Raw genomic sequence first — 26009 nt, 5'->3', positions numbered from 1 at the left:
AGTTATACACTTACATGCAACAGTGAAAGATTTTCGCCATAGCTTAGGTCTTATGAGTCGATATCAACTTGAAACCCTAGGAACTTTTTATGCGTCAGTTAATTTTCTTTCTCGTGATGGCTTTTTCGACTTTTCTTAATGCGGCCGAAATCACGAATATCGCCGCAGCCCCAGAGCAGGTAAGCCCACTCCTTCCGGGCATGAATGCACCAACTTTACAACTCAAAGATAAATCGGGAAAAACCATCGATTTAGCAACACGTTACCAAGAAAACATTAGTGTGCTTGTGGTTTATCGTGGTGGCTGGTGCCCATACTGTTCAAGACAGCTTGCGGGGATCCAAGAAATTGAGCCACAGCTTATTAAAATGGGGGCGCAAATTATTGCCATCGCACCAGACTCACCTGAGGCGCTGGCAAAAAGTACGATTGAATCCCCTCACTACCAGTTGTTGTCTGATAACGAAATGCGCATGAGCCAAGCGCTTGGACTTGCTTACTATTTAGATGATAAAACCGCACTCGCCTATCGTAATAAGTTAGGGGTAAATTTTGTCGATTTAGATGGTAAAGATAAGGTCGCTTTACCAGTACCCGCGGTATTTGTGGTTGATAAGAAGGGGCTAATCCAATTTCAATATGCTAATCCAAACTACAAAGTGCGATTAGATGAAAACGTTCTCCTCGCTGCGGTAAAAGCTGCTAGTCAACGATAGGAAAAGCACATAAAAAAGTGGAGTCCGAAGACTCCACTTTTTAGCGATTTTCTAAGCGGTTATAGTCAAATAAGCCATATTCAACACCGCGAGTTTGCTTGGCAATATCGTGTAATAAGTCACTATAACGCCAAAACTCAGGGTGCGTTCTACGAATGCCGTATTGCGCCCTTAACGCTTGGTAGTCCTTTTCTGTCGTTACGTTATTCAACGATGTAACAAAGTCCTGCTGCGCTGCCTCATTCGCTAAATACCATATTGCTTCAGGGTAATCACCGATAAAACCAGGTACTATGGTTGCTGTATCTTCCGTATAGGCTCTCTGCCCTTCTTCATTGAGTAAGCTAGAGATGTTGTAGTGGGCATTATGATGCAGCAGCGAGAACGCTTCATGTGTGCCATCACCTTGTTTGGTAATAATAAACGAGACCTGAGGTAGCAAGTTTATTGCTCTAACATGCAGACTATTCAATGCCTGCAACGGCTGCGCCACCGCTTGATGGTCATATTCCGTGTTTAATATCGGCTTTAGTACTTCGTGCAATTTATTGTATAGCTCTTGCTTTGGCTCGTTGGTAACGTACTTGATCCCCGTTGGCGCACCAATAAGTGATTTGCGGTTGATAAACTCACTTAAGCTCAAGTGCGATTTGCGATACCAAAAACGCTTAATCTCCTGACGATGAGTCAGCGGCAATAGATTTAAAAAGTTCTGCTCGCCTTCAAGCCTCAAAAAGTCCATATATAAACGCGTTATTAGCTGGTGACCAATATTGCCGTACACATCAAAACCCGCCACCAGCAAATAATGGATCCGTTCGAACAAAGCATAATCTAGAACCCAAGCCGTTTTTGGTGGTTGGCCAATAAAGCCTTTCACCACGGTTGCACTGTCAAAATGACGGAAGATAGTTAATGCTGCGTTTGGATTTTCACCCTCACCACGCCAAATTAAGTCCATATTGAGACGCTCGCCATCGGCAAACATTTCCTCTGCAAGGTCGGTTTTCGCACGCAAGTAGTCTTGCTGTTTACTCGCATATTTCGCCCAGCTTGAAAGCGGTAATGCATTACTCTGCTCTGCGGCGGGTAACACCAAATCCTCATCATGTTTTAGCAGCAGTTGATTAACAGCTTCATTGCTATTTTTGTCTGGGTCTACAAAAGCCACCCAAAAATGATCGTTGATGACATTCAGCGCGATTTGCCCCCGGCAAACTGGACCTTTTATAAAGCCTTTAACAATGAGCTCGGCCTCATCTAACATAAACTGGTAACGGGACTTAACCGGAATATCTTTAAAGACTTTAAACGGATTGGCCGCTAATTCCGGCTCATAGCCTGGCAGGGTGTCGACTTGATAATCAGCAGCATAAAATTGCCGGTGTAGGCGAGATAACTTCGCGTCATTGAGCGCCAATGGCATGTGAGTTTTCGACAAAATCGTACTGCGCACTTGCATCAAACGATAATAAACCCGTTCAACTTTGGGGTCATCAAACGGTCTTACAGCGCTTACTAAAGCGATCGGCTGTCCTGGGGGCGTACTAGAGCGAACCAGTTGAAAAAACGAGCTACCATCACTTTCTGGGAAATAAATATGGGCAAGATACCAATGCTCAAAAATATAACGTGCAGCAAGGCGATGCTTGTTAGAGCCCTGATTTAGAAACTGCTCCCACTTTTTCACCTCCTTTTGAGCGGCAAGGCTCGGCTCAGCTATCTGGCTCATTTTACTGCCGCTTTGCAACCAAGCTTCAAGCGTTTTGAATTCATCCTGTGACAATGCAGGCAGACCATATGGCATCCCAGCATGTGGCTGCTTTTTCGCAAGCGTGGAAAACTCGTCCATGGTAGGACAAGACTGTGTTCTATCAAGAGAGAAATCAAACTCCTCCCCCAATAACCCCTGCTGTGGGAAACGGTGAGACATTTTTAGAAGCAAACTGTTATAAAGCACACTACCGGCAAGGTTACTGTACTCGGACTGATTGCGTTCATTTAGTACCGGTGTAAAGCCGCGCTCACGCCATTGTGTTGTGGTTTCGGCATCAAACAACAAACGGGTTGGAGTTTGCGCAAGTAATCGTGTACCGTCATACACCAACTCTTTTGATAACCCTCTGTCTATTCCCTCTGGAGAGGATAGTTTAAGCTGACAGGGGGCATCATAGCAGCCATGACAAACAACACAGCGGGACTCTAAAACAGGCTTAACACTTTGCAAATAGCGTGCACCGCCTTGGTGATACTGCTCAATACGCGCTTGGGGCTGTTCGGGCCCAAACATATCATCATATTTAGACACCCCTAACGCCACACAACCGGACAGCACGGCAACCATCACCGCACAAAACAATGCACGTGTAGACATTTACTCGTCCTCGTCGTCTAGGCCTAAGTCAAATGTCGGCATCATCTCCATCGGTGGAGAAACGAATAACGCGTCACCTGTAGTGCTCAACACCGCACTCAGTACAGGGCCTCGGTTGATGAGCAACTGTAGTTGATGTCCATCAGCTACTAATGCCGTTACATCTGCACTAATATTGTTGAGTTCATAATCATCAATATGCAGGCTGATATTTTCATCTTCTTTTGGATTTTGGCATAGGTGAGCAAGTAAGTTCTCACTCAGGATCACAGAGACTTCTGCATCAGGAGAGTCAATATCACGGTTTTCAATATTGTCATCTAACAAAAAAAGCGGTAATGACAGGGGAGTATCTTGTTGTAGTTCCATCAAAGGTTACCATCTGAGTATTTGCTTTATATTAGCACAGTTAGATGGCCGATGGCTGAAAAGAGGGCGACATAGCGCCCAGTTTACCAAGGTAAGGTTTCACCATTGGAGTGCCAAAATCCACCTGTGTTTTCGATGGTTAAGTGCTCAATTCTCTTAATTAAACGCTCGGCTGCGACATCCGGACTGATGTCTCCAGCGAATCCGACCATTTGTGTTTGCACAAACCCTGGATGAAAAAGCCCAACCGCAATATCTTGATCTTTTAACTCATGTGCCATACTTACACTCGCGGCATTGAGTGCGGCTTTCGACATACGGTAGCCGATATACCCGCCTGACCCATTGTCAGCAATGGAGCCCATTCGGCTGGTGATCATCGCAACTTTACTTCCTGCAGCAAGATTATTTAACAATGCATGGGTAATACGAATGGGACCCATGGCATTGACATTAAACTGCTGCTGCATATTTTCAAAGTCCATCTCTGCGAGCGTTTCATTATGGAACACACCAGCATTATTAATCAGCATATCAATTTTTTCATTGCCCAGAGCCGCAACTAGCTTTTTCGCTCCATTTTCTGTGGCAACGTCGATATCTTCAATAATATCTACTCCTAATGCTTCTAACTCGTCGGATGCTTTACGCACAACAGCGGTCACCTTGCACCCGAGAGATTGATATTGTTTACAAAACTCCAATCCGATCCCACGGTTTGCACCAGTCACCAAAACATGTAACGTCATATCCTTCTCCTCATGATTCTATTCGCTTGAGTAATACAATTGGTATGAGTTTACTAAACTCAAGGTCAATACCACCTGAATTCAATTTTTATTCTCGTTTTTACCACTTTTCGGCAGTTTTGCTACAGTTAAAGAGCTCGCACCAGCATGGACTTGTTATGAAACTCGCATTCAGCACGCTACTTTTTTGTACCTTTAGTGCAACCACATTCGCATATCAAATTAATGTAAGTGAACTAGTGGCATATCAACTTGGGCAACAACAAATAGAGCAACTGATGCAAAAAATATATGCGCCACTTGGGATCACGCCTCGCCTAATTATTTTACCCAGTGAGCGAGGTTTGGAATATGTCAATGAGGGAGTTTATGATGCAGAAGCTGGGCGTACCCATGCGGTTGCCGCTACTTACTCTAATTTATTGCAAGTACCAGAACCGCTTGCAACGGTTCAAATGGCTGTATTTTGTATTAAGAAAGAGCATTGCGCTTTATCAGATCAACAAGATTATGTGGTGATCAAAGGTAGCTTAGTGACTGAGCTGGTCTGTAAGCGTAAAAAGCTCATATGCAATGCCGTTTTCAATGATGTTTCAGTGTTTCAAGCCTTGCAAAAAGGCCATGTTGAACAAATACTTGCTGATGACTTATTTGCTCTCGGCACGTTGTGCCAATCAGGGCTTGAGAAAGTCTATGTGCGCAGATTACCAGACGCAAGCTACCCTATTTACCACTATGTAAATGTCAAACACCAAGCATTACTGCCACAATTAACCAAGTCAATCCAGAGGCTTAATAACAACGGAGAGAGCCATACTATTTTTTCTACACTCGAAAAGCACTTCTCCACATGCCAAGGCAAAGTCATTGAACTGAGCCCTGACTAACCTGAGATTTGGATAAGAAACGAACTAACTCATTGTTTTTAAAATCACATTAAATTATTGCCTTATCTAGCCAGAGTTTTAGGGATAACTCCGCTCCCGCGTCCTGCTACTGCCCTGATACCTACATCCTTGTAGGCAAAGCGAATTTACGCCTGGATATTGGAAGTGAACTGAACGCAGTTAGCGCTAAAACTGGCTGCAAGAAAGGCATTCATTATCCTAAGCTCAGGGACTAAGTCGTAATCTCATCCATTGCGGACTCAATAATAGAAAATACAGCACCTTGAGGGTCGGTTATTACACTGAAACGACCAACTTCTGGAATATCTGTCGGTGGCACACAAACCTCTCCCCCTAGTTTTTTGGCATATTCAGCCTTACTTTCACAGTCTAAAACGGCAATATAAATCATCCAGTGTGGTGGGATGTCATCTCCCCACTCTTCTGTCATCTCAAGCATACCTGCTACGGGCTGGCCACTTACCGTAAATAGTGTGTACTCCATATTTCCCATGTCTTTGACTTCAATCTGCCAGTCAAACAAAGCAGAGTAAAAATCTCGACTTTTTATGCTGTCTTTACTCACCAGCTCAAACCAATATGGTGTATTAGCCTCTAAACAACGCTGCGTACCGATGTGTCCAGCTTCTTGCCACAAGGCGAAAATGGCGCCTCCAGGCTCTTGCAACATTACCATACGCCCTGCACCTGAGATGTCATGAGGTCCGGCTAACACTTCAGCGCCTAATTTATGTGCTTTCTCTAAACACTCATCAACATTTTGCACCGCGACATACGCAAGCCAATGGCTTGGTAGCCCACTTTGCTGTTGCTCAGCCGTCATTTGATACATAGCTGCAATGTCATCCGACTCTTTTTGCAGCATAGTGTAATAACAGTCTTCGCCGATAGGCTGATCCAGAATTTGCCAGTCGAATAACTGACTATAGAAAGGTTTTGCAGACTTCCAATCGCTAGAACATAGCTCAATCCAACAAAAGTAACCGGGTCTGAATTCGTTAATTAATGCCATACACAATCCCTCAATCAATCTGCGTGTTATGAATATAGCAGTATTAGGCCGATAAGAAAGCCACAACGAGTTGTGTTTCATCTTACTGCTTTATTTGCCCATATTTGGGCGAACGAGGGCCGTAAAGTAAGCCATTGGTTGAATCGGCTGAAAGTAATCGTTGCGACGCACGTTGCGACACCTCAAACCCTTTATCTGATGCGCTCTCTATCACTTGGTTCAATACAGCACCAATTAACGCGCCAGCTAAACTAGTGTCACTATCATCGCGGTCTTCGCTGCTAGATGCCTTCGAACGACCTTGCCAAATGACTTGCCCAGTTTTTAAGTCCACCAACTTTGCTGATAGCGCTACGGTTGTATCGCTGTCTATAACTACATAAGAAGTACCATAATCTTGGATTTCAATATATAAAGCGGCATCCGCTGCAAAGATCTCATAGAGCTTGTCTATCGCAACATTGTGGACATCATGCGCTACACTTAATCCATTATTTTTGAAGGTTTCACTCACAAGGGATGCTGGAAAGACATAGTAACCCGAGTCGGCCAGAGGCTTGACCACGGTAGCCATTACACCATAAGGTGCAATCACTTCATTTGAATTATTAATAGGCGGCAAAACCAAGATTGATTTAGGGTCGCTTTGGATAAAAGCACTGTAATCTTGTGCTGGTGTAGTACTACAACCGTTCACCAAAGAGAAGGTGAACAGTACCAAAGTTACTTTAATCCATTTCATTTCGATTCACCCGTCTTTGCATTCTTAATCAAGAAATTAATATACTGTGTAGATTCAGGGTATAGCTGCTTTTCCTGCTCGAAGTAATTAAATCCTTTATCGCTATCACCTTGAAGTAAGTGCAGATAGCCAAGGTGTGCATACATACCGGGCGCGGGGTTAGCTTGATGTGCTTCTGCACGTGCTACACTCGATTCTAACTCAACAATTTGCTCACTAAGTGGTTGACCATCTCCACGAAAAAACTCATAGAGGTTATGCTCATAAGAACCATAATAGTATTGGGGCGCGGTACTTTGACACCCCGACAATAGCAAAAGAAAAGCCGCAATAACGATTGTGTTTTTCATAATTTATAGAGGCTGCCAGTCGCCTTTCTCAATACCGTTAACTAAATTATTTACCGCCTCGCGAATAGCTAAATCAAGTACTTTACCATTTAGCGTCGAGTCGTATCCTGCTGTACCACCAAAGCCAACCACTTCTCGGTTAGATAGGCTGTATTCTCCTGCGCCTTGCACCGAATAAACCACTTCAGAGCTCGTTACATCAACGATATTGAGATTGACTTTAGCGTAAGCTACTTGTGACTTACCTTTACCTAGAATGCCAAATAGCTGTCGGTCACCCACTTCCTTTCGACCAAACTCAGACACGTCACCGGTAATAACAAAGTTTGCACCTTTAATATGCTGTTGAGCACCAGAGAATCCTACCTCTTGCGCCATTTCTGTCATGTTTTCTCTATCTAGGACAGTAAACCGATTACTCTGTTGTAAGTGTGTGGTAAGAATAGTTTTTGCTTGAGAGCCTAAGCGATCGGCTCCTGAATTGAATACACCATTATGGTAAGCAGAGCGATTCTGTAACTTACCCACCGCAAGCTGGCTTTTTGGTCCGCTATAAGCTTGGTTGTAAGAAGCGACTTTTGGCGCCTCTACTGTTCTAGATGCTTCGGTTGCACAACCTGCTGTTAATCCTACAAAGGTCAGAGCAAGTGCCGTCATAAGTTGTTTATTCATTATCAAATTCCCATTAAGAGTAAATACATTGGTTGCTGATAATGTAGATAACTTTGACGTTCTTTAGTGTTAATTTTTGTTTGAAAAAATAGCAGAAAGCTACATTTTGGCGCGATCACGAAAGATAAGCACTAAGCCCTCAAGGTTTCAGTTCATAATAAAGAATAAGAAAGCCGTAGCAGAATAAACCAAAAGAGATTAACCCAATAAAGACAAGAAATTAGCGTGGTGATGTGTAGACCTATGTGAGTACTGTCTGGATACTCAAGCACGCCTACACCTCTTTGCATTATACATTTTTCAACAATTTAGCGCTGACGCATCACCCCTTCTTGAATGGTCGAAGCCACAAGTTCGCCTTGACGATTAAAAAACTGGCCGCGCACCAAGCCCCGCCCATTGGACGCACTTGGACTATCAACACTGTATAAAATCCAATCATCCATTCGAAACGGGCGATGAAACCACATTGCATGATCGATTGTCGCTACCTGCATATTCGGCTGCATAAACGACAGTCCATGCGGCTGAAGCGCCGTTGGTAAAAATTCAAAATCTGATGCGTACGCCAATAAGTAATTATGGATCCTTCTATCGTCAGGCATATCACCATTAGCCTTAAACCATACATTTCTCACCGGATCTTGTTTTTTGGGCTTAAACGGATTTTGGAAGTTAACAGGACGCATATCCAATGGCATTTCTTGTGTGAATTTAGCCCGTAATGACTCTGGAATTAAGTCTGCATGCTCCTGATAAAAATGGAGCGAAGACTTTAGATCTTCAGGCTCTGGCACATCAGGCATGAGTGATTGATGGGACAGACCAGGCTCATCGCCTTGAAAAGAGGCCGTCATATAAAAAATCGGCTTACCATATTGAATCGCACTGACTCTGCGAGTACTGAAACTACGGCCATCACGAATATTTTCAACGTCATACACAATTGGTTTGCTCGCATCACCGGGACGCAAAAAATATGAATGCAGTGAATTGACATATCGCCCCTCAGGCAAGGTATATTTTGCGGCTGACAGTGCCTGCCCCATCACCTGCCCCCCAAACACTTGAGGAAAACCAAGGTCTTGGCTTTGACCTCGATATATTCCCTGCTCAATTTCTTCAAGGCTTAGTAAATCCAACAGGTTTTGTAAAACTTGACTCATGTTGCACTCCGAACGTCTAGTAGAACTGGCGATAGTCGTTATAATGAGATAATACCCGTAGCAAACCAAGTACATTGCTCAAATGAGTATAATACATCATAACTCAAACTATTGGACTAACCCATATGGCTTATTGGCTGTTTAAAACAGAACCCGACGCATTTTCTATTGATGACTTAAAAAGCGCGCCTGAGCAGCAAACATTTTGGGAAGGCATTCGCAATTATCAAGCACGTAACTTCTTGCGGGATCAAGTAAAAGTAGGCGATTTAGTCTTTATTTATCACTCCAGCTGTAAAGTACCTGCCGTTGTAGGAATCGCAAAAGTTGTCAAGGCTGCAGAGCCGGACCCCTATCAATTTGACCTGAATAGCGATTATTATGATGCGAAGTCTGCTCAGGATAATCCACGCTGGGTTGGTGTGACTCTAGCCTATGAGCAACATCTTCGCCCTGTTACCCTAAAAGCTATCAAAGCGAACCCTGCGCTAACCGAGATTGCACTAAAAAAAGGTGGCCGATTATCCATCATGCCCGTGACTGACACTGAGTGGCAGGTTATTTTAGAAATGTCAGGGCAAAGCTAGCGTTTAGCTTTACCCTTTTGTCTACCATGCTTTGGCACCATGCTAAAATAGAGCAACAAGGCTACCCAAGAAAACAACAAGGTTCCGATTAACCAGCCGTTTTTTTCATGGCCTTTGGTGCGCTTGCTTCCAGCTATCAAAGCAACAGGAAGCAAATAAGCGCACACAATGGCTATCATTAAGAAGAGTTCTTCGAACATAGTGATGACCAATTGACTTCAGTAGCAAGAACACGTTGCGGCGCAATATAATGTAAAATATCACCACCTGATATCTTGTAGTCTAACGGTGGGTTTAAGTCCATATTGAGTGCGTTGATATCATGGGCAACGCCTAGCAAAGTCGCATCATGGTGCTGCTTAAAATAGCCAAAAATATCGCCAAAGGTTAGACACCCCACCTCAGCTGGCAATGCCAGACTAAATTGCGTGTCACCATGTAAAGTGGATAACAGCTCCTCTTGCACACGGCTTGAACCTGGGTCTTGCATAGCTCGTACTAGAATCTCTGCCGACATAGAAGCAGAACACTCAACATTTTTACAATGCTCTCGCAGCAATTGCGCCTTAGTGTCGTCTAAGAAGTGTGCACTGATGTGTGCTGCCGGTTTAACCACTCGGCTCAGTTTAAGCGCCGTAGTAAATGTTTGATTATCATCATCGCCATCTATGATAATTTTGTCAGCGCATCCAATATTAATACGACTTAACTGCTCATCATCGGTGAAGCTAGTTAACCGGACAAATGCCACTTCAGGGTAACTCAACAGCGGATGTTCCATCACTTCGGTGACGGCCAATACTATTTTTCTGTCCTCACGCTTATTGTCTCCTAAAATATAGTCCACCATCTTTTTCGTTCTCACATCGTGCCAACCAAAAATTACAATATGGTTTTGTAAATGTGCAAAATCTTTTTCCCCTGTCATGCCTCTTCTCACCCAATACGTTACAAATTGTCCAGCCTTCCCCAGTAATACACCAAATAGCGCCAGGCCAAATGGAATTTGTATTATGGCAACGACCCAACGTCCTAACTCCGTTGTTGCACTAAAATCGCCATAGCCAACCGTAGAGGTTGTCACTACGTAATAATAAAAGAATGTACTTATTGGCAGTAACGCCGACTCATTACTCAGCCACAGTAACCCCCAAGTGACTATCATGTGAATGAGCGTTGCCGTAAACAACAGTTGCCAGCTAGCCTTATCCACATGGGCTCGCATTAACACAACCAAACGCTTAAAAAATATAGGCATATTGCTTCCCTATCATATATATACTGCTACCTTACTGTAGATTTTACCCAAAAAACAACACGACATATCGACTTCTTTGATATAGTCTTAGAAAAGGTTACAAGAAGTAATGAGGGGTTAACATGGCTGGCGTTTTGGCCTCAGTAGATCAACGTACACAACTGGTGGGAGAAAACCGCCTTGAGTTACTATTATTTCATCTTCATAGCCGCCACTTTTTTGCACTTAACGTGTTTAAAATCAAAGAGGTTGTCAAGCTCCCTAAGCTTAACAAAATGCCCAATGCTCACCCTAAAGTTTGCGGTGTAACCAATATTCGTGGTGAGTCTGTTCCGGTAATAGATTTGCGTGACGCTATTTGTATGCCTCCGTGCGATAGAGATCCCGACAGTAACCTTGTTATCACTGAATACAATCGTTCGGTTCAAGCTTTTCTGGTTGGAAAAGTAGATCATATTATCAATACAACGTGGACCGACATCATGCCGACACCGAAAACGGCCGGCCGCAACCATTATTTAACCGCACTGACAAAAATTAAACGCGATGACGTGGAACATATCGTCGAAATAATTGATGTCGAAAAAGTGTTGGCAGAAATCATTGAGTATCAAGTTGAAATACCACAAGATATTCTTGATAAAGAAATCATCAACGAGTTTCACGGCCGTAAAATCCTGCATGTGGACGATTCACCTACCGCTCGTCGCCAAGTAGCAGATACGCTAGCACAATTGGGAATTGAAATTATCCCTGCCACAGACGGCCAAGAAGCACTCAATGTGCTAAAACACTGGGCCGATGAAGGGATAGACGTTCAAAAAGAATTACTTGCGGTGATCACTGATGCAGAAATGCCTGTGATGGATGGCTATCGGTTGACCTATGAAATTCGCAACGATAGCCGCCTTAAAGACCTTTATGTCATTCTCAATACTTCATTAAGTGGCAGCTTTAACCATGCTATGGTAGAGAAGGTAGGCTGTAACGCTTTCCTCTCAAAGTTTCAACCCGACCTACTGGTCACTGAAGTACAAAATCGTCTAAAAGAAATACTGCAAAAGTAATGCTAGACACTGTATAAAAAAACAGTTTATGTTTCTTTATAAATCATAAGCTTGCTTTGATTATAGTCGGTTTGGCTTGTGCTACGCTGGGATTTACGCCTGTGACTCGGTATACTTGCCATCATTTGAGCAAATAGGCAAAGCAATGGACGTATCAGAATTACTCGACGGCCTTAACGACAAACAGCGCGATGCAGTCGCAGCTCCTCTGCAAAACATGTTAGTGCTCGCAGGTGCGGGTTCGGGTAAAACGCGAGTACTGGTTCATCGTATCGCTTGGCTTATGCAAGTTGAACACGCCTCCCCATTTAGTATTTTTGCGGTAACCTTTACGAATAAAGCCGCCAAAGAAATGCGTGCTCGTGTTGAAGCAACACTCAATGGTCCGGTAGGTGGCATGTGGATAGGCACTTTTCACGGTCTTGCTCATCGTATGTTACGCGCCCACCACCGAGAGGCTAAACTCCCCGAGTCGTTTCAAATCTTAGACAGTGATGATCAGCAAAGGATGATCCGCCGTTTGCTCAAAGCCATGAATATCGACGAGAAGAAATGGCCGCCAAAGCAATTAAGCTGGTACATTAGCGCCCGCAAAGATGAAGGATTAAGACCAAAAGATATTCAAGCATATGATGTCAACGAGCAGCTGATGCTAAACGTTTACAGTGCCTATCAAGATGCCTGTGATAGAGCTGGCCTTGTAGATTTTGCCGAAATTTTATTGCGCTGTTACGAGCTATTACAACAGCAACCTACATTGCTACGCCACTACCAACAGCGTTTCCGTCATATGCTGGTTGACGAATTCCAAGATACCAACAGCATTCAGTACTTGTGGCTGCGTCTGCTCGCAGGCAAGGAAAATAACATCATGATCGTTGGTGATGACGACCAAAGTATTTACGGCTGGCGTGGCGCAAAAATAGAAAACATTAAACGCTTTTTAGACGATTTTAATGCCGAGACAATCCGTCTTGAACAAAATTACCGTTCTACAGCAACGATCCTAAAAGCATCGAATGCGTTGATTGAAAACAACGCAGAACGAATGGGTAAAAGCCTTTGGACCGACGGTAATCAGGGCGAACCTATTTCAATCTACGCTGCATTTAATGAGCTTGATGAGGCTCGCTTTGTTGTAGGAAAAATCAAGTCTTGGTTACAAGCTGGTAATGCGCTCAGCGACAGTGCCGTGCTCTATAGAAATAACGCTCAATCACGGGTCTTAGAAGAAGCCCTACTCCAAGAAGGACTAAAATACCGCATTTATGGCGGGATGCGCTTTTTCGAGCGTCAAGAGATTAAAGATGCCTTGTCCTACTTGCGCATTATTAGTAATCGTAATGACGATGCAGCATTTGAGCGTGTGATAAACACGCCAGCCCGTGGTATTGGCGACAAAACCTTAAGCCATATTCGCGATTGTGCTCGCCATGAGTCGCTCTCTCTTTGGGATGCAGCCAAAGCAGTATTGGCGCAAAAGCATTTGGCAGGACGAGCTGCAACAGCAGTAACCAAATTTATTGAACTGGTAGAGCAGCTTGACGATAAAATTGCCGAACTTGAATTGGCACAGCAAGCACAAACCGCCATTGAACAATCGGGCCTACTGGCTATGTATCAGGCTGAAAAAGGTGAAAAAGGCCGTGCTCGAGTAGAAAACTTAGAAGAATTAATCAGCGCTTGCGGTCAATATGAACTACCTATAGATGAAGATTTTACTTCACCACTTCAGGGCTTTTTAGCCTATACCTCGTTGGAAGCGGGTGAAGGCCAAGCTGACGAACACGAAGATGCGGTACAAATGATGACGCTGCACTCAGCCAAAGGTCTTGAGTTTCCGTTGGTCTTTATGGTTGGTGTGGAAGAAGGTATGTTCCCATCACAGCAAAGTAATGAAGAATCAGGCCGCTTAGAAGAAGAACGTCGTTTATGCTACGTGGGTATGACACGGGCAATGGATAAGCTTTATATCAGTCACGCAGAAAGTCGTCGCTTGTATGGTCAAGAGAAACACCACAGTCCATCAAGGTTCTTACGTGAGATTCCAGAAGACTGCATGGAAGAGATCCGAATTAAAACCCAGATTTCTCGTCCAGCCAATTCGGGAAGATTCAGCCCATCAATTAGCCATGCAACCTTTGAAGACAGCGGTTTTAATTTAGGTCAGCGTGTCTTGCACGCCAAATTTGGCGCAGGCACAGTGCTTAACTATGAGGGTGCAGGAGCACAGTCACGTATTCAAGTTAACTTTGACGACGTTGGTAGTAAGTGGCTAGTTACCGCCTATGCAAGACTCCAAGCACTCTAACCTTCCAAAATTACTTACTCAACTTGCCGGTGCGCGTCATCGGCAACTCTTACTGGTTACGGGTAACCCAGCGTGGTGCTATGAACAATCAGAGAAGCTATTAACAAACGCCGACAACTGTCTGGTCTTGAGCAATCACACCGCTCTGAAGCAAGCATCTTGGCCCGAGCATCTACATCAAATACTTGGGCAAGAGTTCGATCACCTAGTTTACGACGGCTTTAGTGGCATATTGCCGAATAAGATCGCTGCGGCTTCGGGCACAGTGAAAGCCGGTGGTCTTTTATTATTGTTACTTCCTGAGCTTGACGCGCTCGAGCATTGGCTTGATCCTGCCATTACACGCTGGAGCTCTGAGGGCCAAACGCCAAAGCACAGTCACTTCTTGAAACGATGGCAACAACTATGGCAGCACGCCCCTGTTTGGCAGATCAGCGAGCAACATGGCGTAACGCTACCTGATAGTTATATGGCACCTACTACCAGTATGCATGGTATTGAGGAGCAACAGGAAGTTCTAACAAAGATCGTCACAGCGCTCGAAAAAAAGCGCTCTCCCATCTTACTCAGTGCAGACCGAGGCCGAGGGAAAAGCGCACTGTTAGGCTTGTTGGCTGCGCGACTTTCTACACAGCAATTCGTTATTTGTAGCCGCCACTTTCATGCACTACACAGTTGCTTTGCCATGCTAGCCCATGCGCTCAACACGCCCGTTGACGTGAAAAGCAAACAACTGGCTAACCTTAAGTATCTGGCCCCAGACGCGTTATTGCAACAGGCCTCATCACTTGACAGCAACACCATTATATTGGTTGATGAAGCAGCAGCTCTCCCCGTACCATTTTTGACGCAAGTCACTCAACTTGGGCTGCGCTGCGTATTTTCGAGCACTTTGGTCGGTTATGAAGGCAACGGTAGAGGCTATACATTAAGGTTTAAGCAATATCTAGCCTTGCACCATCCAAACTATCTAGATTTCACTCTACAGTGTCCGATTCGCTATGCGCCAAACGATCCACTGGAGCGGCAAATTCGAGATTTGTTTGCGCTGGAGTGTCACATTCCTGCGCCCACATCCGCTAAGCAACTCACGATGCGCGCCATTTCGCAAAGTGCCCTTGTTAAGGATACAAAATTACTTGAGCAGGTTTTCTCCTTACTTGTGCTCGCGCATTACCAAACCAGTGTCGACGATTTACGGCAGTTATTAGATGCCCCTGATCTCCACTTACACGGCGCATTTTGTGAGGACAAGTTAGTTGCTATTTGTCTTGCTGTTGTCGAAGGAGGACTACCCGAAGCACTTGCAACGGATATTCTGTTAGGAAAACGCCGCCCTGCTGGACATTTAATGTCTCAACAATTGGCGACTACTTTTGGCGAGCCCCAGTTTATTACATCTCACAGTGCTAGGGTGATTCGAATTACAGTACATCCGGCTCTACAACATCGGGGGATCGGCAGCCAGTTATTACAGGCTTTTGAACGCAGTTTACCTGATCATATCACTGCAATTGGCACCAGTTTTGGCCTTACAGCCCCCCTACTTAACTTTTGGCATAAGCTTGGCTATCAGCCGTTAAAAATCGGATTTAAACAAGACAAGGCCAGTGGTGAATTTGCACTCTTAATGCTAAAAACAAGAAAGAAAGCATTATCTTCAGCTTATACCTCGGCGTTTAAACAAGGTTTTTTCTATCAACTACGCACGACCTATCAATACCTTGACGTCGATACAGTGAGCGCGGTCCTAACGACACTTCCTGTTGAGCCGTTCACTAATGAACAACTGAGCTACCTGCACTTTATCAATCAAGGCGCTCCCAGTGAGCAACAAGTATGTCCTTTTTTATGGCAACTACTGACAACCGATCCGCAATTGATTAAAAAATTAACTAAAGTTTCCAAAGCATTAATTATTAGACTAATATTACAGCAGCATTCAACCCAAGTCGTACAGCAACAGCTTGGACTTTCTGGTAAAAAGGCCTTGGTCACAACGTTAAGAGAGACAGTGCAGCAAGTATATGAAAATGTTCGGTGTTAAGTTTTTGCTGTTGGTATTAACCGCTGCGATATCGGGTTTTGTGCGCTCTGCTGAACCTGTGATAAAAATTGGTATGTCTACTGCACTTTCCGGCCCTGCACAAGAGATAGGCCAGCAACTAAAGGCCGGAGCAGAGCTGCATTTTGATTACTACAACCAACATAAGCCCAAGCATGCTCCACTGCTGGAGTTGCAGGTATTGGATGATGGCTATGAACCTCATAAAACCGTGATCAATGCTCGTAAACTGGTTTATGAAAATAAAGTAGACGCCCTATTTGGGGTGATGGGAACACCTACATCCTATGCAATTAAACCCATCCTTGAGCACTCTAATATTCCATTTTTAATGCCTTACACTGGCGCCGACTTCTTACAAAACCCTTTAACCTTCAAGGTGTTTAATTTACGTACCAGCTATAATAAAGAAGCACAGGATATTATTCGCTACTTTGTTGATGAGCAAAAATTCAAACGTGTAGCTTTACTCATCCAAGCCGACGAGTTTGGCCTTACCGTTGAAAAAAACCTAACCAAAGCTTTGATGGAACGCGGTATGCGACCTGTCGTTGTCACTCGCTTTAGACGCAACAGTGAAGATATAGAAAGAGCACTTGAGCAAGCACAACATCATAAAATTGAAGGCCTCGCTATGGTCGGTACTTACACGCCATTGTCTAAGTTTATTAACCGAGCAATGGAGGTAGGCCTTGAAACACAGTATGCGGCGGTGTCGTTTGCTTCTTCAAATGAGCTATTTGCACGACTTAAAGGCAAACCTAAGGTGCTTGTCACTGAAGTGGTTCCAGACCCTGCCGTTTGTAAAGGTCAGCTGTGCGAGGGTTTTCGACAAAGTATAAAACAAGCGAATCTATCTTTGAACGAACAAGTATTTGAAGGCTATCTGAACGCCTATCTCCTCACCAGCGCAATCCAATCTTGTGCACTCCCAATTCAGAGTCATTGCTTGCTCTCAGCTTTACAGCAAGAACTAGAAAGCGACCCAGTTATTCGTGAGGTGTTTATGCTGCAAGCTGAGCAAAAGAAATTACCAGTTTACCGTTCCTTTTTCTAATAATGTTCTATGCTTAGTTGATAATGACTATATGCGGGGCTGACATGGATCTAATTAACTTTCGCGTCGGGAAAAAAACAATATCACTGCAAATCCTCGATATTTTATTAACTGAACGCTACGAAGAAAACTTAACTGACTTACCTAACGACAATCCTAGTTTTCTTGGTGTTAAGGACTATATGGGCGTGCCTACACCGATTTTTGATTTAGGAATAATCTTGAACAAGCGCTCTTCCTATGACACCAATCAAGAGCTAGTCGATATGCTCAAACAACGGGAAGACGATCATAAAGACTGGTTACATGCACTTGAGGCAAGTCTGCTTAACGATGTGCCATTCACAAAAGCAAAGGACCCTAAGCAATGTGCATTTGGCCAATGGTACTACAGCTTCAAAACTGAAAATGACGATCTCAAAGCACTATTAAAGCGGTTTGAAGAACCGCATGCCCAGTTACATGCACTGGCTGACACGCTCTTGTTGATGTGTGCAAAAGGCGATAGGCAAGCAGCCATTGACACCTTAGCTCGAGAAAAAAGAACCACTTTTAATAAACTCATGCGACTATTTGAGTCAACTCGAGACCAAATTATGTTAGATCACAAGCCCATCATTGTCTTTACCACCCAAGATGGTCAAAGCCCGCATATTGGACTACTGGTCGATAAGGTTGAAGACAATGTCCATTGTGATGAGAGTGATATTAAGTCTTTACATGAAATGACGAATATAGGGTTTGAAATAGACGCTCAAACTAAAAAATTGATGAAGGGGTTGGTAAAAATGGGTGACCGTCATAGTGTACTCATCGATCCCAGCGCCATTTTCCGGCCAGAGCATTTACAGCATTACGAGCCCGAGGAAACCGAAGAATACGGCTTATTTTAACTTCACAAACAAAAAACGCCGCAAGTGCGGCGTTTTGGTAATAATAGGTAACCTGTTGCAAGCTGCCTATTATTAAAGCTGTATTTACTTAGCTTGGCGGCTAGCGCGTTTACGCTCGCTTTCAGTAAGTAATTTCTTACGAATACGGATGCTCTCAGGCGTCACTTCTACTAGCTCATCGTCATCAATGAACTCAAGTGCTTGCTCTAGTGACATCACGATAGGTGGTACAAGGTTTTGCGCTTCGTCAGTACCCGCTGCACGTACGTTAGTTAACTGCTTACCTTTAAGCGCGTTAACCGTTAGGTCATTATCACGGCTATGAATACCGATGATCATCCCCTCGTACACTTCAACACCGTGACCGATAAATAGACGACCACGCTCTTGTAAGTTGAATAGCGCGTTGGTTAGTGCTTTACCTGGTGCATTCGCAATCAGTACACCGTTCTTACGCTGACCAATGTTACCGCCTTTATGTGGGCCGTAATGTGAGAAGGTGTGGTACATCAAACCAGAACCAGACGTTAGTGTCATGAATTCAGTTTGGAAACCAATTAGACCACGTGCTGGCATCATGAAATCCATGCGTACACGGCCTTTACCGTCTGGAGACATGTCAGTCATTTCAGCTTTACGAAGACCTAGCTGTTCCATGATAGAACCTTGGTGCTCTTCTTGACAGTCAATTGTTACCGTCTCATAAGGTTCTTCAATCTGACCGTCAACTTCACGCAAGATTACCTCTGGACGAGAAACGGCAAGCTCGTAACCTTCACGACGCATATTCTCAATAAGAATACCTAAGTGAAGTTCACCACGACCAGATACACGGAAGCTATCAGGGTTATCTGTTTCTTCTACACGTAGCGCAACGTTGTGCACAAGCTCAGCTTCTAGACGCTCAAGGATATTACGAGAAGTAACGTATTTACCTTCTTGGCCTGAGAATGGAGAAGTGTTTACAGAGAAAGTCATCGTTACTGTTGGTTCATCAACAGACAATGGAGGTAAAGCTTCAACGTTATTTTGACAACAGATAGTGTCAGAAATTTTCAGCTCACCAAGACCAGTGATTGCGATGATATCACCTGCAGTGGCTTGCTCAACTTCATGACGGTCAAGACCTAAGTAACCTAATACTTGGCCAACTTTACCGTTACGCGTCTTACCATCAGCACCAACAATAGTAACTTGTTGATTAGGTTTAACTGCACCACGCTTGATACGACCAACACCGATAACACCTACATATGAGTTGTAATCTAGCTGAGAAATCTGCATTTGGAACGGACCTTCAGGATCCGCATTAGGCGCTTCAACTTCGTCTACAATCGCTTGGAACATTGGTTCCATGTTGTCAGACGGCTCATCTAGGTCAAGTGTTGCCCAGCCGTTGATTGCTGATGCATAAATTACTTTAAAGTCTAACTGTTCGTCAGTTGCACCTAAGTTATCAAACAGGTCGAAAACTTGGTCCATTACCCAATCAGGGCGAGCGCCTGGCTTGTCGATTTTGTTGATAACAACAATTGGCTTCAAACCTTGAGCAAACGCCTTTTGCGTAACGAAACGCGTTTGTGGCATTGGACCTTCTTGCGCATCAACTAGCAGTAGTACTGAGTCAGCCATCGAAAGAACACGTTCTACTTCACCACCGAAGTCGGCGTGTCCTGGAGTATCTACGATATTGATACGGTAGTCGTTCCACTTGATTGCGGTATTTTTTGCAAGGATGGTGATACCACGCTCTCTTTCAAGATCGTTTGAGTCCATCACTCGCTCTTCATTACCACCGCGCTGCTGTAGTGTACCTGATTGCTCAAGTAGCTTGTCTACAAGCGTTGTTTTACCGTGGTCTACGTGCGCGATAATCGCGATATTTCTTAACTTTTCGATGCTCATATTATTACTCAGTGAAGTTGGCCCTCAGTGATCCTAGTCGATCTACGCAAAAATGCGCGTTGAGATTGCCCGATTGAGAATTAAAGGTCGCGTATTATCTACTATTAATGTGACAGATGAAAGTTTATCCAACATTTTTTTCAAATGAAGTGCTGAAACTTCAATAAATTTGCATTAGTTAATAGAGGTTTCAAGCAGTTAGCTAATCAACTAAAAAAAGCGTGGGATCTTTGATAAATCACCAGAGCTCGACTATAAAGTTAAACCGATAATCAAGTGGTGTAGTAACCAAAAACACAAAACAAACTGCACCAAAGTTACGCACCACCATGAAACAATAACGCACCAAGGTGGTGCAAACCTGCCATGGGACATTTTGTTATTTTAAACAACACCAATATAATCAACAAGTTAAAAACATGGCACAGATCACGCTTACTAGTGTGCAAATGCAGTACATTGCAGCAAAAAAATAACCCAACGAGTTGGAGGACACATGTCACAATCGGTTTTAGATTTTATTAAAGAGCATGACGTAAAATTTGTTGATTTACGTTTCACTGATACAAAAGGTAAAGAACAACACGTATCGATCCCGCATCATCAAGCCGATGAAGACTTCTTTGAAGACGGCAAAATGTTCGACGGCTCCTCTATTGCTGGTTGGAAAGGCATTAACGAATCTGACATGGTGCTTATGCCAGACGCAGAGAGCGCAAAGCTAGACCCATTTGCAGAAGAAACAACTCTAATCGTACGTTGTGACGTTGTAGAACCAAACACACACCAAGGTTATGAGCGTGACCCTCGTTCAGTATCAAAACGCGCTGAAGAATACATGCGCTCAACAGGTATCGCAGATACCGTACTATTTGGTCCAGAACCCGAGTTTTTCCTGTTTGACGACGTAAAATACAAGACCGATATGTCTGGTTCTATGTATAAAATCGACGCTGAAGAAGCGTGTTGGAACTCTGACAAAGACTATGAAGGCGGCAACACAGGTCACCGCCCTGGCGTAAAAGGAGGTTACTTCCCAGTAGCACCAGTTGACTCATCACAAGACTGGCGTAGTGCTACTTGCCTAGTACTAGAAGAAATGGGCCAAGTCGTTGAAGCACACCACCATGAAGTGGCAACCGCTGGCCAGAATGAGATTGCAACTCGCTTTAACACTATGGTACTTAAAGCAGATGAAATCCAAGAAATGAAGTATGTTATTCACAACATGGCACACCTATACGGTAAAACGGCAACCTTTATGCCTAAGCCAATTGTTGGTGATAACGGCTCAGGTATGCACTGTCACCAGTCACTCGCCAAAGATGGCAAAAACATCTTTGCTGGTGATAAGTACGGTGGTTTGTCTGAAGACGCACTTTACTATATTGGCGGTATTATCAAGCACGCTAAAGCGATCAATGCCTTTACTAACGCTTCAACTAACTCATACAAGCGTTTAGTACCTGGTTTTGAAGCACCAGTTATGCTTGCATACTCTGCACGTAACCGCTCAGCTTCAATCCGTATTCCAGTTGTTCCTTCAGAGAAAGCTCGTCGTATCGAGGTGCGCTTCCCTGACCCAACGGCTAACCCATACCTTGCATTTTCTGCAATGCTGATGGCAGGCCTTGACGGTATTAAGAACAAAATCCACCCTGGGGATGCAATGGATAAGGACTTGTACGACCTGCCAGCAGAAGAAGCAGCAGAAATTCCAACCGTTGCAGCGTCACTAGACGAAGCCCTTGCTGCGCTAGATGCAGACCGTGAGTTCTTAACTCAAGGCGGTGTATTCACTGACGACCTAATCGACGCATATATCGCGCTTAAGTCGAAGGAAGTTGAAAAGTTAAATATGACAACTCACCCTGTTGAGTTCGAAATGTACTACAGCGTATAAGCGCTGTGTTCTGACAAGCTACTTGGCTCAGTACTGTGGTACTGAGTCTGTAGAGCCGAAACTCATTATGCGTTTCTGGCACTCTTAATCATATGTGTTCTCAAGCCCGCTATTGCGGGCTTTTTTATTTACCCTTTTTACTTAACAAGTTATACCGCTTAGTTTGTTGTTATTATAGGAATTATCCATTTGAAACTCGCAATTCGATCTACTCTATACTAAAGTATGATAAGTAGTTTGGTCGGGAGAATTGTGGTGCGTCAGTGGTTTATTCTTATGTCGGTTAGCATGATGCTAGCCTTACCAAGCATTGATGCTACAGCCGAATCCAACCCCAAAATATATCGCTGGAAAGACAAAAATGGGCATTGGGTGTATTCTGATGTACCAAAACCAGGCTCCAAAGAAGTGAAACTCCACTCTAACGCCTTAACGATGCCAAGTGTCGATACCACTATCTTAGACCAGCAGGCAGACACCGGCCCAGCAATACAATATCAAGCCAAAATCACCGCGCCTGAACACGAGCAAACTATTCGAGATAACAGCGGTAGTGTTTACGTGACGGGCTCGGTAGAGCCAAGGTTCACTCAAGGGCTAAGCGTGCAACTTTTCCTTGATGGTGAAGCGACTGGACCAAAACAAGCGAACGCCCAATTTTCATTGCGTAATGTGAACCGTGGTGAACATTCGTTGATTTTGAGGGTTTTTAATCAAAAAGGCCAAGTGGTTGCGCAAAGTAGTACGCATAAATTCTACTTACATAAAACAACACTCAATAATTAACGACACTGGCTTTTAACCAAATGTTGGAGACACTCTAACGTCATTCCCTCGGGGATAGAAAGGGTTAAGCGAGTCAACTCATTGTGTTCAATCCATACCTCACGGCTACTCAGTAACACCTCAAAGCGAACATCGCCCTTAGCTTGAGAGAAATATTTATCTTGCCAACTAGGCTGGGTAATTCGCATTTTCCCCGTGAAAATGACATCACTACCTTCAGAATGTTCTAGTTGGCTGGCAACCTGACGAGGAAAACAATTCACATACTCAACACCTTGATTGGATGCGACCTCACTCCCCCCAATGCCCAACATGAAACCTAGGCTTACCACGCACAAGCAGGCTAACTTTACTACCCGGAATAAGGCACGATTAATCATGTTATTAGCCTAAAGTTGGCACGCTTTATTAATGCTAAGTGTAGCGTGCCAGTTAGAAAACATCCTATTTTCTGAGCTGTAGCAATAAATTACTTTAAAGCACGAAAAGCTGTGCTATTCTCATTGCACCATATTGGTGCACGGTGAACATAAATGGATCAAAATAATTCGATTGACTTAGATAAAGTTTGGCAATCTCTCTCAACCGCGATAGTAGTGCTAGATCACAACTTGATGATCCACTATGCCAATTACAGCAGTAGTGAGCTGCTAGGACTCAGTACCAAACGTCTTATCGGCCTAGCGATCAATAGCGTATTTAACCATCACCACATCGACCTACCAAGACTATCAAAGTATGTGCTTCAAGATGGTGTAGACTGCCAGCAGCATAGAGTTGACGTAGTATTCATCGATAATCGAGTTGCAACGTTGAGCTTGCATGCGAGGCGAGTTTACTTAGCGGATAAGCCCTTTATTTTAGTTGAGTGTCGCCGTGTTGATGATGCCCTACGTTATGACCAAGCATCCAATCAAATGCATCAATTTCAAGCCGCACGAAATCTTATTCGCGGTCTAGCCCATGAAATTAAAAATCCGCTTGGTGGGATCCGCGGTGCGGCGCAATTATTGCAGTACGAAACTGATCAACAAGAACGGGAAGAATGCGCAACACTTATTATTGAACAGGCTGATAGATTACGTGAGTTAGTAGATAGATTACTTGGGCCAAACCAACTACCACAAAAAGAACCGTGCAATATACACCAAGCGCTAGAGTCAGTGATTAAATTGACAACCTTAGAGCATGATGCACAAATCAAGCTGGTAAAAGATTATGACCCCAGTATTCCGGCAATCGTAATAGACCAAGCTAAAATTCAGCAAGTACTGCTCAATATGCTTCGCAACGCACAGCAAGCGCTACAACACGATGGCACCATTACCATTACAACACGTATTAAACATCGCTTGCATCATGGTGAGCGCTTGCTTAAAAAAGCACTCCTGATCCGCATTAGTGACAATGGTCCAGGTATTGCGGAAGAAGTGAAAGAAACGTTGTTTTTCCCAATGATCACGAATAAAGAAGGTGGCTCAGGGCTTGGGCTCTCTATTGCGCAAACTCTAGTTGAACAGCATCAAGGGTTTATTGAATGCGATAGCTGGCCGGGACACACCGAGTTTAGTATTTACCTTCCGTTTGACAACACAGAAACAGGAAACGTGCAATGAAATCTGTTTGGTTAGTCGATGACGACGCTTCAATCCGGTTTGTTTTAGAAAAGGCATTAAAGCGAGCAGAGTTTGAAACCGAAAGCTTCGCCAGTGGTCAAGATGTATTAACAGCTCTTGAATATGAGCAACCAGCTGTGCTCATTTCTGATGTCCGAATGCCCGGTATAGACGGGATGGCCTTATTAGACAAAATAGCAGAGTCACATCCCAACCTACCGGTCATCATTATGACCGCCCACTCTGACCTTGATTCTGCGGTAAATGCTTTTAAAAAAGGCGCATTTGAATACCTTGCCAAGCCATTCGATTTAAATGAGGCTGTTTCACTCGTACAGCGAGCCTTTCGTGCCGGCCAACAAACCAAAAAACACAAACGTGCGAGTGAAAAAGCCTCCAGTCCAGATATTATTGGAGAAGCCCCTGCGATGCAGGAAGTTTTCCGCGCCATAGGCAAGCTCTCTGCATCAAGCATGAGTGTACTCATTAATGGGGAATCTGGTTCAGGTAAAGAACTGGTTGCAGGTGCGCTACATAATCACAGTCCCCGTAAAGACGCTGCGTTTATCGCATTAAATATGGCGGCCATACCAAAAGATCTGGTCGAGTCCGAACTATTTGGTCATGAAAAAGGCGCTTTCACTGGTGCGGACAGCATGCGCCGAGGCCGTTTTGAACAAGCCGACGGTGGCACCTTATTTTTAGATGAAATCGGCGATATGCCATTGGACGTGCAAACTCGGCTATTACGCGTACTCGCAGACGGCGAGTTTTATCGTGTCGGTGGACACAACAGTGTAAAAGTGGATGTTCGTATCGTCGCAGCTACCCACCAAGATTTAGAAACATTGGTCAAGCAAGGTAAATTCCGTGAAGACTTATTCCACCGCTTAAACGTCGTCAGGTTGAAGCTACCAGCGCTGCGCGAACGTCCTGAGGATATTGCAGCGCTGTGCGACCACTTTCTCTCGAAGAGCGCCAAAGAGCTAAAAGCCGAGCCAAAGATAATCTCTAAACATGCACTGCAAAAGATGCAAGCCTATCATTGGCCTGGCAATGTTCGCCAGCTAGAAAATACCTGTCGCTGGCTAACGGTTATGGCACCGGGTGAATTGGTGACGCCTGCAGATTTACCGGAAGAGCTCGACAAACCACAGCAACTAAACACACCTGAACAAGAGAATTGGTTAGACGCATTCCAAGCGTGGCTAGACTCCGAGTTACGTAAAGGCAAAGACCATATTTGGCCCGATGTACAGGCACAACTAGAAACTAGACTCATTAAAACAGCATTAAATGCTTGCCACGGTCACAAGCAAGACGCCGCACTTAAAATCGGCTGGGGTCGCAATACGTTAACGCGAAAACTAAAAGAAAGAAATATTCAGGACTGACTCGATTGCCTGAGTCACATAGCTCCGCTATGTGGGCAGCAATTAAGTCAGAAAAAGAACTTAACCTAATGTGTATAAGAGACTTTAAATATTCATCAGGACCGTCTAC

24 protein-coding genes are annotated in these 26009 nt (G+C 44.2%); 12 read left to right on the top strand and 12 right to left on the bottom strand.

All coding sequences use genetic code 11. From position 1 onward, the window contains the following. Positions 1-89 precede the first annotated feature (89 nt). Positions 90-716, top strand: a complete 627-nt coding sequence (locus CEX98_RS11495) for a peroxiredoxin-like family protein (RefSeq protein WP_099642211.1) — start codon at positions 90-92, stop codon at positions 714-716. Positions 717-756: 40 nt separating this feature from the next. Here CEX98_RS11495 and CEX98_RS11490 read toward each other — a convergent pair whose 3' ends face one another. From CEX98_RS11490 to CEX98_RS11480, 3 genes are all read right to left on the bottom strand, one after another. Further along, a complete protein-coding gene (locus CEX98_RS11490) occupies positions 757-3090 on the bottom strand; it encodes a fatty acid cis/trans isomerase (protein ID WP_099642210.1) in 2334 nt (777 codons plus the stop codon). Then, complete coding sequence (locus tag CEX98_RS11485) at positions 3091-3459, bottom strand: hypothetical protein (RefSeq protein WP_099642209.1); 369 nt, start codon at positions 3457-3459, stop codon at positions 3091-3093. A gap of 83 nt (positions 3460-3542) precedes the next feature. Beyond that, positions 3543-4208 (bottom strand): SDR family oxidoreductase, encoded by a 666-nt coding sequence (locus tag CEX98_RS11480; protein ID WP_099642208.1) that lies wholly within the window; start codon positions 4206-4208, stop codon positions 3543-3545. A gap of 158 nt (positions 4209-4366) precedes the next feature. On the opposite strand from CEX98_RS11480, the gene CEX98_RS11475 reads away from it, so the two are divergent. Next, complete coding sequence (locus CEX98_RS11475) at positions 4367-5095, top strand: transporter substrate-binding domain-containing protein (protein WP_099642207.1); 729 nt, start codon at positions 4367-4369, stop codon at positions 5093-5095. A gap of 232 nt (positions 5096-5327) precedes the next feature. Here CEX98_RS11475 and CEX98_RS11470 read toward each other — a convergent pair whose 3' ends face one another. The 5 genes from CEX98_RS11470 to tesB form a co-directional block, all read right to left on the bottom strand. Beyond that, on the bottom strand, positions 5328-6128 hold the full coding sequence (locus CEX98_RS11470) for a VOC family protein (RefSeq protein WP_099642206.1): 801 nt from the start codon (positions 6126-6128) through the stop codon (positions 5328-5330). Positions 6129-6210: 82 nt separating this feature from the next. Then, the gene (locus CEX98_RS11465; protein WP_099642205.1) at positions 6211-6870 is read right to left on the bottom strand and encodes a DUF799 domain-containing protein; all 660 of its coding nucleotides are present in this window, start codon (positions 6868-6870) and stop codon (positions 6211-6213) included. Further along, on the bottom strand, positions 6867-7220 hold the full coding sequence (locus CEX98_RS11460) for a DUF4810 domain-containing protein (protein ID WP_099642204.1): 354 nt from the start codon (positions 7218-7220) through the stop codon (positions 6867-6869). Before CEX98_RS11460 ends, CEX98_RS11465 begins: the two co-directional genes overlap by 4 nt. Positions 7221-7223: 3 nt before the next feature. Then, a complete protein-coding gene (locus CEX98_RS11455) occupies positions 7224-7892 on the bottom strand; it encodes a CsgG/HfaB family protein (protein ID WP_099642203.1) in 669 nt (222 codons plus the stop codon). 308 nt (positions 7893-8200) lie between these two features. Continuing rightward, positions 8201-9058, bottom strand: a complete 858-nt coding sequence (tesB, locus tag CEX98_RS11450) for an acyl-CoA thioesterase II (RefSeq protein ID WP_099642202.1) — start codon at positions 9056-9058, stop codon at positions 8201-8203. A 125-nt stretch (positions 9059-9183) separates the two neighbouring features. Here tesB and CEX98_RS11445 point away from each other — a divergent pair, with 125 nt between their 5' ends. Next, positions 9184-9645 (top strand): EVE domain-containing protein, encoded by a 462-nt coding sequence (locus CEX98_RS11445; RefSeq protein WP_099642201.1) that lies wholly within the window; start codon positions 9184-9186, stop codon positions 9643-9645. Here CEX98_RS11445 and CEX98_RS11440 read toward each other — a convergent pair. Beyond that, positions 9642-9824, bottom strand: coding sequence for a hypothetical protein (locus CEX98_RS11440; RefSeq protein ID WP_099642200.1), 183 nt, complete (start codon positions 9822-9824; stop codon positions 9642-9644). The genes CEX98_RS11445 and CEX98_RS11440 overlap by 4 nt on opposite strands. Continuing rightward, positions 9824-10903: a potassium channel family protein gene (locus CEX98_RS11435; RefSeq protein ID WP_099642199.1), complete on the bottom strand. Its 1080-nt coding sequence runs from the start codon at positions 10901-10903 to the stop codon at positions 9824-9826. The genes CEX98_RS11440 and CEX98_RS11435 overlap by 1 nt, the downstream gene beginning before the upstream one ends. 122 nt (positions 10904-11025) lie before the next feature. On the opposite strand from CEX98_RS11435, the gene CEX98_RS11430 reads away from it, so the two are divergent. The 5 genes from CEX98_RS11430 to CEX98_RS11410 all read left to right on the top strand — a co-directional run bounded on the left by CEX98_RS11430 (position 11026) and on the right by CEX98_RS11410 (position 18296). Then, a complete protein-coding gene (locus tag CEX98_RS11430) occupies positions 11026-11970 on the top strand; it encodes a chemotaxis protein CheV (RefSeq protein ID WP_099642198.1) in 945 nt (314 codons plus the stop codon). A gap of 145 nt (positions 11971-12115) precedes the next feature. Continuing rightward, the gene (uvrD, locus tag CEX98_RS11425; protein ID WP_099642197.1) at positions 12116-14281 is read left to right on the top strand and encodes a DNA helicase II; all 2166 of its coding nucleotides are present in this window, start codon (positions 12116-12118) and stop codon (positions 14279-14281) included. Continuing rightward, positions 14259-16328: a GNAT family N-acetyltransferase gene (locus CEX98_RS11420; RefSeq protein ID WP_099642196.1), complete on the top strand. Its 2070-nt coding sequence runs from the start codon at positions 14259-14261 to the stop codon at positions 16326-16328. The genes uvrD and CEX98_RS11420 overlap by 23 nt, the downstream gene beginning before the upstream one ends. Further along, positions 16309-17403: an ABC transporter substrate-binding protein gene (locus CEX98_RS11415; protein ID WP_099642195.1), complete on the top strand. Its 1095-nt coding sequence runs from the start codon at positions 16309-16311 to the stop codon at positions 17401-17403. The genes CEX98_RS11420 and CEX98_RS11415 overlap by 20 nt, the downstream gene beginning before the upstream one ends. A 44-nt stretch (positions 17404-17447) precedes the next feature. Then, positions 17448-18296 carry a CZB domain-containing protein gene (locus tag CEX98_RS11410; protein WP_099642194.1) on the top strand — a complete coding sequence of 283 codons (849 nt, stop codon included), beginning with the start codon at positions 17448-17450 and terminating at the stop codon, positions 18294-18296. A gap of 84 nt (positions 18297-18380) precedes the next feature. On the opposite strand, the gene typA is transcribed toward CEX98_RS11410, so the two are convergent. Continuing rightward, positions 18381-20201 carry a translational GTPase TypA gene (gene typA / locus CEX98_RS11405; RefSeq protein WP_099642193.1) on the bottom strand — a complete coding sequence of 607 codons (1821 nt, stop codon included), beginning with the start codon at positions 20199-20201 and terminating at the stop codon, positions 18381-18383. 496 nt (positions 20202-20697) lie between these two features. Here typA and glnA point away from each other — a divergent pair, with 496 nt between their 5' ends. Together glnA and CEX98_RS11395 are read left to right on the top strand one after the other, a co-directional pair. Further along, the gene (gene glnA, locus CEX98_RS11400) at positions 20698-22104 is read left to right on the top strand and encodes a glutamate--ammonia ligase (protein WP_099642192.1); all 1407 of its coding nucleotides are present in this window, start codon (positions 20698-20700) and stop codon (positions 22102-22104) included. 255 nt (positions 22105-22359) lie between these two features. Then, the gene (locus tag CEX98_RS11395) at positions 22360-22890 is read left to right on the top strand and encodes a DUF4124 domain-containing protein (protein ID WP_242441691.1); all 531 of its coding nucleotides are present in this window, start codon (positions 22360-22362) and stop codon (positions 22888-22890) included. On the opposite strand, the gene CEX98_RS11390 is transcribed toward CEX98_RS11395, so the two are convergent. Then, on the bottom strand, positions 22887-23270 hold the full coding sequence (locus CEX98_RS11390) for a hypothetical protein (protein ID WP_099642190.1): 384 nt from the start codon (positions 23268-23270) through the stop codon (positions 22887-22889). The genes CEX98_RS11395 and CEX98_RS11390 overlap by 4 nt on opposite strands. Positions 23271-23423: 153 nt before the next feature. Between CEX98_RS11390 and glnL the strand changes: the two genes are divergently transcribed. Continuing rightward, positions 23424-24506 carry a nitrogen regulation protein NR(II) gene (gene glnL / locus CEX98_RS11385; protein ID WP_099642189.1) on the top strand — a complete coding sequence of 361 codons (1083 nt, stop codon included), beginning with the start codon at positions 23424-23426 and terminating at the stop codon, positions 24504-24506. Further along, positions 24503-25900: a nitrogen regulation protein NR(I) gene (gene ntrC / locus CEX98_RS11380; protein ID WP_099642188.1), complete on the top strand. Its 1398-nt coding sequence runs from the start codon at positions 24503-24505 to the stop codon at positions 25898-25900. Before glnL ends, ntrC begins: the two co-directional genes overlap by 4 nt. The last annotated feature ends 109 nt before the right edge of the window (positions 25901-26009 follow it).

This window comes from Pseudoalteromonas piscicida, from assembly GCF_002744175.1.
In the GTDB taxonomy this organism is placed as follows: domain Bacteria; phylum Pseudomonadota; class Gammaproteobacteria; order Enterobacterales; family Alteromonadaceae; genus Pseudoalteromonas; species Pseudoalteromonas piscicida_B.
The sequence above is the reverse complement of the archived record's forward strand: the minus strand, read 5'-3'. Positions and strand labels throughout refer to the sequence as shown.